At 67.9% G+C, this 15,080-nt stretch carries 15 protein-coding genes; 6 read left to right on the top strand and 9 right to left on the bottom strand.

From position 1 onward, the window contains the following. Nucleotides 1-68: 68 nt before the first annotated feature. Complete coding sequence (locus NQ036_RS11725) at nucleotides 69-863, top strand: SDR family oxidoreductase (RefSeq protein ID WP_257059145.1); 795 nt, start codon at nucleotides 69-71, stop codon at nucleotides 861-863. 21 nt (nucleotides 864-884) lie between these two features. Here NQ036_RS11725 and NQ036_RS11730 read toward each other — a convergent pair whose 3' ends face one another. Then, on the bottom strand, nucleotides 885-1,901 hold the full coding sequence (locus NQ036_RS11730) for a hypothetical protein (RefSeq protein WP_257059147.1): 1,017 nt from the start codon (nucleotides 1,899-1,901) through the stop codon (nucleotides 885-887). Between the two features lie 88 nt (nucleotides 1,902-1,989). On the opposite strand from NQ036_RS11730, the gene NQ036_RS11735 reads away from it, so the two are divergent. From NQ036_RS11735 to NQ036_RS11745, 3 genes are all read left to right on the top strand, one after another. Continuing rightward, entirely contained in the window at nucleotides 1,990-2,637 is a 648-nt protein-coding gene (locus NQ036_RS11735; RefSeq protein ID WP_257059149.1) for a hypothetical protein, read from the top strand. A gap of 120 nt (nucleotides 2,638-2,757) precedes the next feature. Continuing rightward, nucleotides 2,758-3,378: a DUF47 domain-containing protein gene (locus NQ036_RS11740; RefSeq protein ID WP_257048811.1), complete on the top strand. Its 621-nt coding sequence runs from the start codon at nucleotides 2,758-2,760 to the stop codon at nucleotides 3,376-3,378. A 10-nt stretch (nucleotides 3,379-3,388) separates the two neighbouring features. Next, nucleotides 3,389-4,396, top strand: coding sequence for an inorganic phosphate transporter (locus tag NQ036_RS11745; RefSeq protein ID WP_257059151.1), 1,008 nt, complete (start codon nucleotides 3,389-3,391; stop codon nucleotides 4,394-4,396). Nucleotides 4,397-4,421: 25 nt separating this feature from the next. Here NQ036_RS11745 and pstB read toward each other — a convergent pair whose 3' ends face one another. From pstB to NQ036_RS11785, 8 genes are all read right to left on the bottom strand, one after another. Continuing rightward, on the bottom strand, nucleotides 4,422-5,201 hold the full coding sequence (gene pstB / locus NQ036_RS11750; protein ID WP_257048809.1) for a phosphate ABC transporter ATP-binding protein PstB: 780 nt from the start codon (nucleotides 5,199-5,201) through the stop codon (nucleotides 4,422-4,424). A 20-nt stretch (nucleotides 5,202-5,221) separates the two neighbouring features. Beyond that, entirely contained in the window at nucleotides 5,222-6,154 is a 933-nt protein-coding gene (gene pstA / locus NQ036_RS11755; protein WP_257048808.1) for a phosphate ABC transporter permease PstA, read from the bottom strand. A gap of 1 nt (nucleotide 6,155) precedes the next feature. Further along, entirely contained in the window at nucleotides 6,156-7,100 is a 945-nt protein-coding gene (gene pstC / locus NQ036_RS11760; protein ID WP_257048879.1) for a phosphate ABC transporter permease subunit PstC, read from the bottom strand. A gap of 11 nt (nucleotides 7,101-7,111) precedes the next feature. Next, entirely contained in the window at nucleotides 7,112-8,224 is a 1,113-nt protein-coding gene (gene pstS, locus NQ036_RS11765; protein WP_257048807.1) for a phosphate ABC transporter substrate-binding protein PstS, read from the bottom strand. Between the two features lie 163 nt (nucleotides 8,225-8,387). Then, complete coding sequence (locus NQ036_RS11770) at nucleotides 8,388-9,359, bottom strand: bifunctional NUDIX hydrolase/histidine phosphatase family protein (RefSeq protein WP_257059153.1); 972 nt, start codon at nucleotides 9,357-9,359, stop codon at nucleotides 8,388-8,390. Next, nucleotides 9,356-11,692 carry an RNA degradosome polyphosphate kinase gene (locus NQ036_RS11775; RefSeq protein ID WP_257059155.1) on the bottom strand — a complete coding sequence of 779 codons (2,337 nt, stop codon included), beginning with the start codon at nucleotides 11,690-11,692 and terminating at the stop codon, nucleotides 9,356-9,358. Before NQ036_RS11775 ends, NQ036_RS11770 begins: the two co-directional genes overlap by 4 nt. 9 nt (nucleotides 11,693-11,701) lie before the next feature. After that, on the bottom strand, nucleotides 11,702-12,631 hold the full coding sequence (gene mshD / locus NQ036_RS11780) for a mycothiol synthase (RefSeq protein WP_257059157.1): 930 nt from the start codon (nucleotides 12,629-12,631) through the stop codon (nucleotides 11,702-11,704). Beyond that, entirely contained in the window at nucleotides 12,621-13,340 is a 720-nt protein-coding gene (locus NQ036_RS11785; RefSeq protein WP_257048798.1) for a response regulator transcription factor, read from the bottom strand. The genes mshD and NQ036_RS11785 overlap by 11 nt, the downstream gene beginning before the upstream one ends. A gap of 126 nt (nucleotides 13,341-13,466) precedes the next feature. On the opposite strand from NQ036_RS11785, the gene NQ036_RS11790 reads away from it, so the two are divergent. After that, a complete protein-coding gene (locus tag NQ036_RS11790) occupies nucleotides 13,467-14,255 on the top strand; it encodes an ammonia permease (protein ID WP_257048878.1) in 789 nt (262 codons plus the stop codon). Between the two features lie 174 nt (nucleotides 14,256-14,429). Continuing rightward, complete coding sequence (locus NQ036_RS11795) at nucleotides 14,430-15,032, top strand: FABP family protein (RefSeq protein ID WP_257048797.1); 603 nt, start codon at nucleotides 14,430-14,432, stop codon at nucleotides 15,030-15,032. The last annotated feature ends 48 nt before the right edge of the window (nucleotides 15,033-15,080 follow it).

Genomic DNA, 15,080 nt, shown 5'->3' on the forward strand with positions numbered 1-15,080 from the left:
GAGCATGGGCGGCAGGCGCAACAGGCCGCCAGACCGACGCCCCACCCCGTCTGATAGCCTGATTCGCTGTGTCTGAGACTGTAAGCGAAGAGAACGCCCCTGAAACCCCCATCCCGGCAGGTAGCCTGACCGGCAAGGTCGCCCTGGTGACCGGATCCTCGCGCGGAATCGGCGCTGACACCGCAGGCTATCTGGCCGCGGCCGGCGCCGATGTCGTCATCAACTACCGCAACAAGGCCCCGCGCGCGCAGCGCCTGGCGACCAAGCTGCAGGAGGCATACGGGGTCCAGGCGCCTACCATCGGCGCCGACCTGACGGATCCGGAATCCGTCACCGCGATGTTCGAGCAGATCCGCGAACACTTCGGCAAGCTCGACATCCTGGTCCTGAACGCCTCGGGCGGGATGGAGTCGGGGATGGCAGAGGACTATGCCCTGAAGCTCAACCGCGATGCCCAGGTCAATGCGCTGCGCACCGCGCTGCCGCTGCTGCCCAGCGGCGCCCGCGTGGTCTTCGTGACCAGCCACCAGGCCCATTTCGTCGAAACCGCCCCGCAGATGGCCGACTACGCCCCGGTGGCGCGGTCGAAGAACGCCGGCGAGCAGGCACTGCGCGGCCTGATCGGCGAACTGGACGCCAAGGGCATCGGCTTCACCGTGGTCTCCGGGGACATGATCGAGGGCACGATCACGGCAACCCTGCTGGAACGGTCCAATCCGGGTGCGATCGAGGCCAGCCGCAAGCAGGCCGGCCGTCTGTACACCGTGTCGGAATTCGCCGCCGAGGTCGCCGCGGCCGCCGTCGAACCCGTCCCCGCCGATCACACCAAGTTGGTCGGCGACGTCAGCGCATACCAGGCCTGAGACCGCCCGGGCAGCACCGGCTCATAGCCGGATATCCGGCCGCCGGCGCTCGCGCCTGCCGCCCGGGCTCCGGTGCGTGCGCGGCCGGCCGTCGTCGGGTTCGTCCTCGACGACGACCTCGGCGATCTCCGGGGTGTGCGCATCGGGAGCAGGGGCTTCGGCCCCGCGCTTGGCCCGGCCGGCGCCCAGGGCCCGGCGCAGCCCGCCCAACAGGTCCGCATCCGCCTTCTGCGATGATCTGCGCGGGTCGGTCCCGGGGGTGAAGTCCTCCGGGAAGGTGCCGAAGGTGATCCGTGCGTTCGACGCGACCCGGCGGGCCATCGAGTGATTGACGGACCCGCCGACCAGGGCGCCGACGCCGAAGGGCAGAGCGGTGCCCAGCACCGAACCGACGGTGCCGGCAGCGTACTTCTTCACCAGCATCTGCTTGAGCTTCTTCGCCAGTGCATTGACCGCGGTCTGCGGCAGGGTTCCGGCGACCAACGACATCCAGCTGTCGTTCTGATCGCGCTCCATCATGTCCAGGGCGTTCTGTGCAGCGCTCGGGCGCGCACCCGCACCGGAGGCGCCGGCGCCCCTGGCCCTGGACGCGCCTCTGGCGCCCGCGGCGCGCTGGGCGAACTGCCGGATCACCTTCTGCCCCGAGGAGCCCAACACCACACCCAGCACCAGCGCATTGGCCCGCTGCTCGTCGGCGACCTCGACCCCGGAGAGCTCCGCCAGGGACTGCGCGTAGAGCGCCGTGAGTTCGAGGAAGGCGCCGGTCTCCGCGGTCGCCAGGCCCAGGCCGACGGCAGTGCCGATGCCCGGGACCACAGCGCCCGCACCCACAGCTGCACCGCTGCCCGTGGTCGCCCACAGGTAATGATTTGTCACGATCCGGGCGATCCGGTCCGGTCCGACATCCGGGTGGGCCCTGCGGACTGCGCGCAGATAGGCCAGGACGACCGGCCGCTGGACCGATACCGCCTTGCCCAGGATGCGCGACGCCAATGGCAGGCGCGCCGCCCGAGGGAGGGCCTTCATCGAATTCGCCACGTGAGATTCCTTTCGCTGGCGGATGGTGCAGAGCCCCATCCTGTCATCGCCGGCCGAAAGGATGATGGGAGCCGGGTACGATGTGCGGGTGAGTGAAACCCCGAACCGGAACCAGGGCCGGGCCTATCACCGGCCCGTCAAACGTGCCGACTTGGACGGGCCGGACACCGGTCTGGACCCCGCGGCCCGCGCGGAACTCGCCCATGAGCTCGCATCCCTCCTGGTGACGGGCCCGGACCTGCCGCGCAATGCCGCATCCGCCCGTCGTTTCGTTACCCTGGCAGAGGAATTCGGAATGGACACCGTCACCCGGATGTGGGCCTCGTGTCCGCCGGTCAGCCTGCCCGGCGCGCTGTTCCGTCTGTACGCACTGCGCGCCTGGATCCAGGGCCACGGGAGACAGGCCGCCCAGTGGTATACGAACGGTCTGGGGCATACCGCTGAACCCGGTGCCAGGCGGTTGACCGCGGCCCAGGTCGTCGCCGGAGTGCAGGAACCACCGGGACCCGCCGAGGTCGCGCGGACCGCCGACGAAATCCTCACCGGGGCCTTCCTGGGCGATTTCGCCGATGCGCTGGCCCGTGCCTCGGCCTTCGTGTCCGTGGCCGCGACCGGGCGCGCAGCGGACCCCGGCACAACGGCGGATACACCGGATCCCGGCCTCGGCAATTTCGTCCGGCTGGCCGAGGACCTGGCCTGCGCCGCCCGGGATTACCGGGCCGGAAGCCTGAACTGATACGCTGGACGCGGATGTCGGGCTGCTGAAGCCCCGGGCTCCAAAAATCGCCGCTTCGAGCGGCCTACCGCCGAGAGGCGCTCTCAGTCCGGCATCCCTATCATCACGGAAAGAGGAACCGTGCCACTTCGTCGCTCTGCCCACGATTCGGCGTTCTTCTCCCTCCTGGTCACCCAGACCGAACATCTGCGCGATGCGAACCTGGTGTTGGCCGAACTCTCCGGGATCCCCGCAGCCGAACGCCGGCAGGCGGTCAAACGGATGCACTCGATCAGCGACCGGGCCGATGAATCCGCCGGTGCCATGTTGCGCCTGCTGCGGGAGAACTATCTGCCGCCATTGGACCGGAGGGAACTCTATGCCCTCTCCGATACGATCCGCGACGTCAACCACCGCCTGGACGCGGTCGGTTTCGCCATGACGTCCTCGGCGTTCGACGATCTGCCCGTGGGAGTGCTGGAGATGCTCTCACTGCTCTCCCAACAGGCCGACCAGACCATCAGGATGGCCCAGCGGCTGGGTGCGAAGGTCGATCAATGGGACTACGTCGACCGGATGAACAGCCTGCACAACCGTGCGATCGCCCTGCAACAGCAGGTGTCAGACGCGGTGCCGGCGGCACGCCTGGGCCTGACCTATCTGGCGGCCGCGATGTCGCTGTCGAACGCGTTCATCCAGGCGTCCAGCGGCTGCAAGGCGATCGCCCGGGTGGTCGCCGAGATCGCCATCCGCGAATCCTAGGCGCCGACCCGTGATCGAACTTCTCACCGGGGTCCTCGTTCTGGGCCTGGTCTTCGCCTTCGCCAACGGTTTCCACGATATGGGAGTGGTGGTCGGCAACGCCGTGGCCACCCGTGCTCTGCGACCCGGCCCCGCAGTCACCCTGGCCACCGGTTTCACCGTGGTGGGCGCCCTGTTGGGCCAGGGGATCGCCGATGCCGTGACCGATGCCCTGCTGCACTTCAGCGAGGACCCGCGCACGATCCTGCTGACGATGCTGGCGGGCCTGTCGGCGGCGCTGCTGATCAACGTCGCAACGTACCTGATGGCGGTGCCGGTGAGTTCCACCCATTGCCTGTTCGGCGGGCTGGCCGGCGCGGCCGTGATCTTCGGATTCACCGGGCCCGACCGCGCATCCCTTCTGGCGGTCGGGCTGCCCCTGCTGCTGGCGCCCGTCATCGCCTGGCTGTGTTCCCTGCTTGTCACCCGGGTGGTACTGCAGGTGGTCCGGGCGCGGCCGGCCAAACCCCTGCTGCGCGTGTTCTGCATGGCCTCGAGCGTTGGGGTGGCCCTGCTGTCCCTGGTCCACGGGGTGCAGGATGCGCAGAAGATCGGCGCGGTGCTGTTCTTCGCCTGGGGCGCGGTCCACGCCCTGCCCGGCGGTGCCGGGCTCGGAGCCCAGCGGCCGCTGTGGCTGCTGCTGGCCGTGGCCTGTGCACTGGGCCTGGGCACCGCCACCGGCGGCTGGCGGGTGGCGCGCACGGTGAGTATGCGGATGGTTTCGCTGGAACCGGTGCGCGGTGCGGTGGCCGGGCTGGTCGCCTCCGCCGTGCTCTACGTGTCGACCTTCGTCTTCCGGGCCCCGTTCTCCACCGCCTGGTCGGTGGTCGGGGCCAATCTGGGCACCCAGATCGGGGCCCGGCCCAACCGCGTCCACCTGGAGCTGGCCCTGAAGGTGGGGAGCACCTGGCTGTTGACCCTGGTGGTCGCGGCCGGCCTGGGCTGCCTGCTGGCCTGGCCGCTGTCCGGCCTGGTCTGAGTCCTGCGGAGAGCGGGAGCGGGGCTCAGCCGAACCGGCCGGAGATGTAGTTCTGCGTCTCCTCCCGCTCCGGGTTGGAGAAGATCGTCTCGGTGTCGTTGAACTCGATGAGGTGGCCGGGCTTGCCGGTGCCAGCGATGTTGAAGAACGCGGTCTTCTGCGACACCCGCGCCGCCTGCTGCATATTGTGCGTGACGATGACGACGGTGAAGTCCTCTTTGAGCTCGTTGATCAGGTCCTCGATCGCCAGGGTGGAGATCGGGTCCAGGGCCGAACACGGCTCGTCCATCAGCAGCACCGAGGGGCGCACCGCGATCGCCCTGGCGATGCACAGACGCTGCTGCTGCCCACCGGACAGGCCGGACCCTGGCAGGTCGAGGCGGTCCTTGACCTCACCCCACAGATTCGCCCCGCGCAGGGCCGATTCGGCCAGCTCGTCGGCGTCGGCCCGGCTGATCTTCGAGTTATTCAGTCGCACCCCGGCCAGCACGTTCTCCTTGATGGACATGGTGGGGAAGGGGTTGGCGCGCTGGAACACCATCCCCACCTCGCGGCGCACGTCGACGGGGTCGACCCCGCCGGCGTAGATGTCCTGGCCGTCCATCCTGACGCGGCCCTCGACTCGGGCTCCGGGGATCACCTCGTGCATCCGGTTCAGCGTGCGCAGCACAGTGGACTTGCCACAGCCCGAAGGGCCGATGAAGGCCGTGACGGTGCGCGGGCGGATGCTCATCGACACGCCCTCGACGGCACGGAAATCGCCGTAGAAGATGTTCAAGTCGTCGATGTCGATCTGTTTGGACATGCGTTGTGCCTTTCGTGTGCCTAGCGGGAGGCCTTGGGGGCCAGCCGGTGGGCGATGATTCGGGCGGCCAGGTTGAGCACCATGACCAGCACGATGAGCACCAGGGCCGCTGCCCAGGCGCGATCATAGCTGGCGATGGCGTCGGACCCGGGCGCGGTGGGGCGCATCTGCGCATCGTAGATGAAGGTCGGCAGGGTGGTCATCCAGCCGGAGAACACGTTCCAGTTCATTCCGGCGGCGAACCCGGCGGTGACCATGATGGGCGCGGTTTCGCCGATCACCCGGGAGATCGCGATCGTGATCCCCGAGAGGATGCCGCTGATCGCGGTGGGCAGGACGATCTTCATGATCGTCTTCCACTTCGGCACGCCCAGGGCGTATGTGGCCTCGCGCAGGTCGTGGGGGACCAGGCGCAGGATCTCCTCCGTCGAGCGCACGACCAGAGGGATCATCAGCACGGACAGGGCGACGGCCGCGGCCAGCCCGGATTTGGCATTGGTCAGCTGGGAGGGCGCCACGATGCCGATGACCGTGGAGAACAGGGCGAAGGCGAACAGGCCGGCGACGATCGACGGAATGCCGGTCATCACGTCGACGAAGAAGGTGATCGCCCGGCCCAGCCGGTTCTTCCCCGCGTACTCGACCAGGTAGATCGCGGCGAGCACGCCGATCGGGATCGAGATGATGGCCGCGACCAACGTGATGAGGACGGTGCCGACGATCGCATGGTAGAACCCGCCCATCAGGGGTCCGTCGCCGGCGACGAATTCGCGGTCGAATACCCCCTTCATCCCGTCCATGGTCCGGGTGAGCACCGTGGAGTTCTCCAGCAGCACGGGCAGTCCACGGCTGACGGCCATCCACAGCAGGGCCAGCAGCGGGATGCAGGCGATGACGAAGGAGGCCACGATGAGTGTCGTCATGACCCGGTCGGTCACTTTGCGGCGGTTCATATCAGCCCTCCTTGATGGTCGTGCGGGTGACGATCCAGCGGGCCGCCATGTTCACGATCAGGGTGATCGCGAAGAGCACCAAGCCGATGGAGATGAGTTCCGAGAGACGCAGTCCCGAGGCCTCTGGGAAGTTCTGTGCGATCTCCGCGGCGATCGTCTGGTTGCCGGATACCAGTAGGGACAGGGTCAGTCCGCCCGAGGACAGGACCATGGCAACCGCCATGGTCTCGCCCAGGGCCCGGCCCAGTCCCAGCATGATGGCCGAGACGATGCCCGAGGTGCCGAAGGGCAGCACGGCCATGCGGATCATCTCCCAGCGGGTCGCGCCCAGGGCCAGGGCCGCCTCCTCTTGCAGCCGGGGCGTCTGCAGGAAGACCTCGCGCGACAGGGAGGTGATGATCGGCAGCACCATGATGGACAGCACCAGGGAGGCGGTGAGGATGGTATTGCCGGTCTGGGACACTCCGCCGCCCGCATCGGGGGCGAAGATCGGGATCCAGCCCAGCCAGGTCGCCAGCCAGGCGTAGAGGCCCGTGAGGTGTCCGGAGATGGACAGGCCCCACAGTCCGTAGACCACCGAGGGAATGGCCGCCAGCAGGTCGATGACATAGCCCAGGCTGGAGGCGAAACGGCGTGGTGCGATGTGCGTGGTGAACAGTGCGATGCCCAGGGCGAAGGGAGTGGCGACCAGCAGCGCGATGAGCGCGCTGATGAGGGTGCCCGCGATCAGCGGCAGCACATAGGCAATGAACCCGTGCCCGCCGGAGATCGAACCGGGCTCCGAGGCCGAGGCCCTGATGACATCGGTCGACTGCAACAACAGGAACAGCGCCACACCGGCCAGGATGGCCAGGATCAGGATGCCAGCCGCCAGCGACAGGAGGGAGAAAATGCGGTCGCCCGGCCGCACCACGGCGCGTGTCCGTGATGCGGCCGGGCGCTCGATTACTGTGTCGCTCAACCCTTGACCTTAATCGTGTCGACTGCCTTGGCGGCCTTTTCGGCTACGGCCGGGGACAGCGGCGCGGATTTGGCGTTCTCCGCACCCGACTGCTGCCCCTCATCGCTGAGCACGTACTTCTCCCAGGACTTGACCAGATCGGCCTTGGCCTGGTCGGCATAGGCCGAGCAGACGATGTGATAGGACACCAGGACCAGCGGGTAGGTGTCCGCCTCGGTGGAATCGCGCTTGATGTCGATGGCGATGTCGTTCTCGCCGCGGCCGGACACCTGATCGGAGGCCTCGACGGCCTTGGCGGCGGCCTCGGCCGAATGGGCCACATAGGTGTCGCCGACCTTGATCTTCGCGGTTCCCATATCGTCGGTGACGGCGGAGGAGTCGACGTAGCCGATCGCCCCCTTGGTCTTCGTCACCGTGGAGACGACGCCGTCGGTGCCCTGCGCGGATTCGCCCTTGTAGGCGCCGGGGAACTCCTTGGAGCCCTCATCGGGCCAGTCCTTGGAGGCGGTCTTGTTCAGGTAGTCCGTGAAGTTCTCCGTGGTGCCCGATTCGTCCTTGCGGTGCACGGCGGTGATGGGGGAGTCCGGCAGGTTGGCATCGGCGTTCTCCGCCTTGATCGCCGGATCGTTCCACGTGGTGATCTTGCCGGAGAAGATCTGTGCGATGAGGGATGGGGACATATTGAGTTCGCTCACCCCCTCGAGGTTGAAGGCCACCGAAATGGGGGAGATGTAGACGGGGAACTCGATGGCGCCATCGGGCCCGCAGACCTTCTTGGCGGCTTCGACCTGATCGTCCTCGAGGTAGGCGTCGGAACCTGCGAAGTCCGCGGTGCCGGCCAGGAACTGCTTGACGCCGGCACCCGAACCATCGGGCGAGTAGTTCACCTGGGCTCCCGAATTCGCCGACTTGAAGTCGGTGGACCAGGCCTGCACAGCGGACTTCTGCGCCGAGGACCCGATGCCCACCAGGGTGCCGGAAACACTTGCGGAATCCGACGCCTGGGAACCGGTCCCGGTTTCCCCCGTGGCCGAACCGCCACAGGCGGACAGCGTGAGAGCGCCGATCGAGACGATGGCGGCGGCGGGGATGACGCGCTTGAGTTTCACTATGATGTACCTTTCACACCAGGGTTCTTCGGGCCGAACGCCCGCTTCGCCTTCACGGTAGAAGCGGCAGTTTGCCCGAAGGCCCATAGCGGGTGAACGGTGAGTGAACAGCGGTGGAACGGTCATCCGGCGGGGTTTGACTGCCGAACCGGCGAACGCACAGTCAGCCGTCGATCGGGCGGAACCGCTCCAGCGCGACGATGCGCGGCACGGGGCCTCGGCGCACATGGGCGATGAGGACCTCGCCGGGGTGCAGGTAGGGATCCTCCTGCGGCAGTTCGGCGCGGACCCCGGCCGGCGCGTGCTCGCCCAGGACGTGCAGGATGCTCGGCAGCACCGGCCTGTGGGTACACACCACGGCCGGCTGTTCCTTGAGCAATAGCTTCTCGATCGTCTTGACGGTCTTCTGCGGCGCCAGGGTGTGCGCCTTCTCCGACAGCGGGGCCAATAGCCTGACGTTCTTGCCCAGCGCCGCCGCGATCGGCTTGACGGTCGCCACACAGCGTTTCCACGGTGATGAGTAGACCCGTTTGATCTTCCAAGCGCTCAACAGCCCGGTCAGTGCCATGGCCTGCACGGTCCCCAGACCCAGCAGGGGGCGGACCGACTCCGTCTCATGCCATTTGGCCCGCGGGAACGCCTTGCCGTGGCGCACCAGGATGAAGGGCCAGGTGAACAGGCTGCCGGTCGCATGGGCCTGCATCAGCCGGGTCAGCTGTTCCCGGTCGGCGTGGGCGCTGAGCCTGCTCAGGGCGGTCTGCGCAGGGCACCAGGCGGCCTCGTCGATCTCCTTGGGATTCTCCGGCGCGGGAAGCACATCGGATTTCACCTGCGCGGCCCAGTAGGACACGTGCTTGTCCAGCCGCTTGCCGACCGTGTAGCGGGCAGCCGGCAGCGGAATGCCCAAGTGGATACGGTACCCGGTTTCCTCGGCGACCTCGCGTACCGCGGTCTCGGGCAGGGTCTCGCCCGGCTCCACCTTGCCCTTGGGCCACGACCAGTCGTTGTACTTGGGCCGGTGGACCAGCAGGACCTCGAGCACTCCGCCGCGTTCGCGCCAGCACACGGCGCCGGCGGCGTAGACGTCCGCACGCACTCCGGCGGATTCCCCTGCATTCGACACGGCCTGGCTCATCGGCGGCCCCGTGCCATGGTCAGCGGAGTGGGCCGGGCGGTCGGGCCCGGACGCCCGGGCGCTGCGGTGGGCACCGGCGCGCCGGGCTGGGACTGCAGTTCGTCCTCCTCCTGTGCCGTGGTCGCGGCGGTCGTCGGAGCCGAGGTGAGCTGACCGATGGTCGAATCCGTGACGTGCCGGGCCCGCGCGCCGCTCGAACTACTCGCATGGTCCCGCCTGCCGCGCTCGATCAGGGTGAACTGGTAGTCGCGCAGCACCGCTCCGGATTCGCTGCGGGAGTGCCGGGTCCAGGCGCCGTCGGCGTCGAGCCGGAAGCTCGCCGTGCGATTCGAGAAGGCAAGATCGAACAGGTCCTCCACCGCCCCGCGGTGGGCCGGCGTCTCCAACCGGACCAGGGCCTCGACCCTGCGGTCCAGATTGCGGTGCATGAGGTCGGCCGAGCCGATGTAGGCGGTGGATTCCGCACCGGAGCCGAAGACGAAGATGCGCGAATGCTCCAGATAGCGTCCCAGTACGGACCTGACCTCGATGTTCTCCGACAGGCCCGGCACTCCGGGGCGCAGCGAGCAGATGCCGCGGACGAACAGCTGCACTTTCACCCCGGCGCGGGAGGCCAGGTAGAGCGCATCGACCAGGGCCTCGTCGACGATCGAGTTGACCTTGATCCTGATCCGCGCGGGTCTGCCGGCTGCGGCCAGTTCGGTCTGTTGACCGATGAGCTCCAGCAGGCCCTCGCGAACCCGCTGTGGGGAGACCAGCAGGCGGGAGAAATCGGCCAGCGGGGAATAGCCGGAGAGCCGGTTGAACAACTTGCTCAGGTCATCGGCCAGCACGGGATCGGTCGACAGCAGGCCCAGGTCCTCATAGCCGCGGGCGGTCTTGGGATTGTAGTTGCCCGTGCCCACATGGCAGTAACGGCGCAGCCCGTCGGCCTCCCGCCTGACCACCAGGGACAGCTTCGCATGGGTTTTCAGCCCCACCACCCCGTAGACCACGTGGACGCCGGCGCGTTCGAGCTTGCGGGCCCAGATGATATTGGCCTCCTCGTCGAACCGGGCCTTGATCTCCACCACCGCCAGCACCTGCTTGCCTGCCTGCGCGGCGTCGACCAGGGCGTTGACGATGGGGGAGTCGCCCGAGGTCCGGTAGAGCGTCTGCTTGATCGCCAGTACCTGCGGGTCGGTGGCCGCCTGTTCCAGGAAGGCCTGCACGGAGGTGGAGAAGGAATCATACGGGTGGTGCAGCAGCACCTCGTGTTCGCGCATCGCCTCGAACACGTCGACTTGGTCGGAGGACTCCACCGGGGCCAGGTCGCGGTTGGTCTTGGGCACGGCCCGGGGGAAGTGCAGATCGTCGCGTTCGATATCGACGACGATCCCCAGGCCCCGCATGTCCAGCGGGTCGTCCAGCGTGAAGACCTCGCGCTCGTCGAGTTCGAGCTCGTCGATGAGGATCTCGCGGACCCGCGGGTGCAGGTCCCCGGTGGCCTCCAGGCGCACGGCGGGACCGAAGCGGCGGCGCAGCAGTTCCTTCTCCAGCGCCTTGAGCAGGTTCTCGGTGTCGTCCTCCTCGACTTCCAGATCCTCATTGCGGGTGACGCGGAAGACGGAGCAGTTGAGGATCTCCATCCCGGTGAACAGCCGCGTCAAGTGCGCGGCGATGAGGTCTTCGAGTTTGAGGAAGCGGGCCGGGGTGTCGGGACCGACCTGGCGCACGCCCCGGTGGGCGGAGACATTGATGAACCGCGGCAGGGTCTGTGGGACCTTGACCCGGGCGAACAGTTCCGCCCCGGTGGTGGGATTGCGCAGCAGCACCCCCAGGTTCAGTGACAACCCGGAGATATACGGGAAGGGATGCGAGGGGTCGACCGCCAGCGGGGTGAGCACGGGGAAGACCTGGCTGGTGAAGAAATCATCGGCCATCGCCCGCTCGTCCCCGTCGAGCTGGTCCATCGTCACGAAGTGGATGCCCTCGTCGGCCAGCCGGGGCCGGATATCGGCGCGGAACAGTTCGACCTGTCGCTCCATCAGTTCCCTGGCCCGCCGGCTGATCTTCGCCATGACGGTCAGGGGCGTCTCGCCGGTCAGGGTGGGCACCGCCAGGCCTGTCTGGATCCGGCGCTTGAGGCCGGCGACGCGGACCATGAAGAACTCGTCGAGGTTCGAGGCGAAGATCGCCAGGAAATTCAATCTCTCCAACAGCGGGATCGATTCGTCGGCGGCCAGGGTCAGGACCCGCTCATTGAAGGCCAGCCAGGACAGTTCCCGATCGAAGAACCGGTCCTTCGGCTCCGGCAGGTTGAAGGCGGTGACGGCCTGCTGGGCGTTGTACATGGCATGTCCTCACATGGTCGGTGCGGTCGGTGCAGCGGGCGGGGCGTAGCTGGCGTGGACGATGCGGTGGCCGAAGCCCAAGGACTCGTAGAGTCGCAGCGCCCTGTCGTTGTCGGACTCGACGTACAGCTCGATCAGGTCGGCCCCGCGGTCCCGCAGATGCGCCATCCCTGCCAGGGTCAGCGCCCTGCCAACCCCGTGGGCGCCGGCGTCCGGATCGACCCCGATGACGTAGACCTCGCCGACGCGCTCGGCCAGCGGGGAGTCGGTGTGCAGTTTGGTCTCGTGGAATCCGATGATCCGCCCTGCCCGCTCGCCGGCGCTCGCCACGGCGAAGAACACATCGGCCGGATCGAAGTCCGGTTCGGCGACCCGTGCGGCGTAGGACTCAGCCGACTGCCGGCCCTGTTCGGGGTGCCAGTCGAAGGCCCGGTTGTTCACCGCGCGCCAGTCGGCCTCGTCGCCGGGTCGGAAAGTGCGGATCTCCACACCCGTGGGAATCTGCGGGGCCGGGATCTCCAGCTCGGCCAGGTCCCCGGTGTGCAGTTGCAGCAGTTCCCGTTCGCGCCGGTAGCCGCGGGTCGCCGCCAGCCGGCGGGCTCCCGGATGGTCGCCGTGGGACCAGAACCAGGTGGAATCGACGGCGTCGGGAACGGCCGCCAAGTGCTCCAGCAAAGCGGCGACGAGTCGGGTTCCGGCGCCGGCGCCGCGTGCCGCGGGGGCGATGACGAGTTCGGCGGCGCCGCGCTCGCCCTGGGGCGCGGCCACGGCCCAGCCGATCAGTGATCCGGCGTCATCGCGCAGTCCCAGTGTGACGGATTCCGGTGCTGCGGCGGCACTCAGCAGACCGTCGGAGATCGGCGCGATCCCATCGGCCGCGGCGGCGGTGCTCAGCAGGGAGCCGACCTCCTCGGTCAGTCCGGTTTCCTCAATCCGCATCCTGGTCCTCCTTCGCGTCATCGGCCTGTTCTGGACTGAAACGGTAGCCCACATTGCGCACCGTCAGGATGGTCGAATCGAGTTCGGGTCCCAGCTTGGCGCGCAGTCGGCGCACGTGCACGTCCACGGTCCGCGTGCCGCCGTAGTAGTCGTAGCCCCACACATCCTGCAGCAGCTGGGCCCGGGTGAAGGCCCGGCCCGGGTGCTGGGCCAGGTACTTCAGCAGTTCGAACTCCTTGAAGGTCAGGTCGAGGTTCTTCCCGCCGGCGGTGGCGGTGTACGAGTCCTCGTCGATCTCCAGCGAACCCACGACCGTGGGCTGGTTGGACTCCGGTGCAGCGGGTGCCTGGGCGTGCCCTGCGGCCAGTTTGAGGCGGGCGTCGATTTCTGCGGGGCCCGCGCCGGCCAGGATGATGTCAGCGGCACCCCATGCGGGATTCGCGGCGGCCAGCCCGCCCTCGCTGAGCACGATGATGACGGGTGCGGTGATCGACATGGTGCGCAGATAATCCACGACGGTGGCGGTCCGACTCAGATCGGTGGTCGCGTCGAAGATGACGACATCGCTGTGCGGCGCGCGCAGCAGCGAGCCCCCGTCCAGGCTGGACCTGTACACGGTGTGGGGGAGGAAGGTCAGGGCGGCGGGATTGCCCGGGCCGGCCGCGGCACTCACCGGCGCCTGAGTCGGGATGATGTGCAGAATCCGCAAACTACGACTCCCTCCTCATATGTGATGGGCCACCTCTGAAAGAAGTATAACGACCCCACAGCGGCAGGCGGGTTATCACCGTCCGGTTAGGCCCGTGGGCCATGATGGGCCAAAATGGTAGGCGTGATGAACTGGATCCGCGTCGTCGTCGCGTTGTTACTGGCCGTGACCCTGGGCGTGACGAGCGTCTTCGGATACGTGCCCGTGGTGATGGGCTCTGCCCTGGTCGTCGTGTTCATCGCCTTCGGTTGGCCCCGGCTGACCGACACCCCACAGCCGCACATCACCTCGCTCATGCTCGGCCTGTTCGGCCTGGCAGGAATGGCCGCCACCTGGCTGGCCGATCACCCGCCGTACCTTGAATGGTTGCCGATCCTGGCGGCCCTGGGCCTGCTGTGGTCGTTCGTACAGAACCTCTCGCGCGGGATCGATGCGGACAATGCGGTGGCGAATGTGTCCGCGCACGTCGCCGGCGTCGTCATCGTCCTGTCCACCTGCAGTTGGGCCGCGGCGATCAGGTTGGCCGGTGAGCGCAATGCCGTGATCATGGGCCTGGTGGCCATCATGCTGGCCCAGTGCGCGACCGCTATGCCATGGCCCGGCAAGTTCGCCGGCCCCCTGGCCGTGGTGCTGGGAATCGTGGGCGCCAACGCCATCTACTGGCTCGACGGCTCCACCATCGAGCACTGGGGCGCGGCCAACCTGCTGGGCCTGTTGATGGGCCTGGTCGTCATCGTCGTCGACCGGATGCTCGGCAAGATCTCCGAAGCGCCCTATCAGGCCGGCTCCCTGCACAAGTCCCAGAAGCGCCAGAAGGCCAGGCAGTGGGGCGTGCAGTTGGCGCTGGGCGCCACGCCGATCGCGGTGGGCGGAATCGCCGTGTACATCGTCGAGCGGATCCCCGGCATCATCTGAGCCCCGCGGCTTAGGTCCTGCGAAGATGAGCGGGACCGTGCGGACGCGTACACTTAGGGCCATGCAGACTCTGGAAATCATCTTCGAAGCACTCGTCGCCATCGCCGGTCTGGGCGCCCTGGGTGTGGCCGTCAAGGTCGTCACCAGCCTGTTCAAGGCCAAGCGCTAATCCCCATGGCATTCACCCTCGACGCGGATCTCAATCCCGAACTCGTCCCACTGTCCTGGCTCATCGGGTCGTGGGAGGGCGTGGGCGTGGTCGGCTACGGCGATGCCCCGAATACCCAGTTCGGTCAGCGGATCGACTTCGTCGACCCCGCCGGCGCGCCCTACCTGCACTACACGGCGCAGTCCTGGCTGCTCGACGAATCCGGGCAGATCGGGGACACTCTGAGCCTGGAGACGGGGATCTGGCAGCTGGTCCGTCCGCGGGCCGACCACGATGCCGGCCCCGGCCTGCTCGCGCCCACCGCCGCCTCGCCCTTCACCACGGCCGAAGCCGTGGAATCCATGCGGAGGGAATCGGGCGACTTCGGGTTGGAGGTCTCGATCGTGCAACCCCACGGCATCGTGGAGCTCTACACCGGTCGCGTCGACGGGCCGCGCATCGACCTGAGCACCGATATCGTCGCCCGCACCAAGACCAGCAAGGACTACCGCGCCTCGACGCGGATGTACGGCCTGGTCGAGGGCGACCTCCTGTGGGCCTGGGATATGGCGGCACTGGGTCGTGAACTGGGCTCCCACGCATCGGCCCGCCTCAAGCGGGTCGCATGAGGTGGCGCGACTGAGCACCGGACCCACGACACGGGGCCGGGTACCGCG

The organism is Brevibacterium sp. 91QC2O2, from assembly GCF_024580695.1.
In the GTDB taxonomy this organism is placed as follows: domain Bacteria; phylum Actinomycetota; class Actinomycetes; order Actinomycetales; family Brevibacteriaceae; genus Brevibacterium; species Brevibacterium moorei.

What these genes read in the sequence shown, in the direction of transcription:
- NQ036_RS11795 (WP_257048797.1), top strand. Translation starts at nt 14,430, where the DNA reads ATGGCATTCACCCTCGACGCGGATCTCAATCCCGAACTCGTCCCACTG.
- mshD (WP_257059157.1), bottom strand. Translation starts at nt 12,631, where the DNA reads ATGCGGATTGAGGAAACCGGACTGACCGAGGAGGTCGGCTCCCTGCTG.
- pstA (WP_257048808.1), bottom strand. Translation starts at nt 6,154, where the DNA reads ATGAACCGCCGCAAAGTGACCGACCGGGTCATGACGACACTCATCGTG.
- NQ036_RS11790 (WP_257048878.1), top strand. Translation starts at nt 13,467, where the DNA reads ATGAACTGGATCCGCGTCGTCGTCGCGTTGTTACTGGCCGTGACCCTG.
- pstB (WP_257048809.1), bottom strand. Translation starts at nt 5,201, where the DNA reads ATGTCCAAACAGATCGACATCGACGACTTGAACATCTTCTACGGCGAT.
- NQ036_RS11770 (WP_257059153.1), bottom strand. Translation starts at nt 9,359, where the DNA reads ATGAGCCAGGCCGTGTCGAATGCAGGGGAATCCGCCGGAGTGCGTGCG.
- NQ036_RS11775 (WP_257059155.1), bottom strand. Translation starts at nt 11,692, where the DNA reads ATGTACAACGCCCAGCAGGCCGTCACCGCCTTCAACCTGCCGGAGCCG.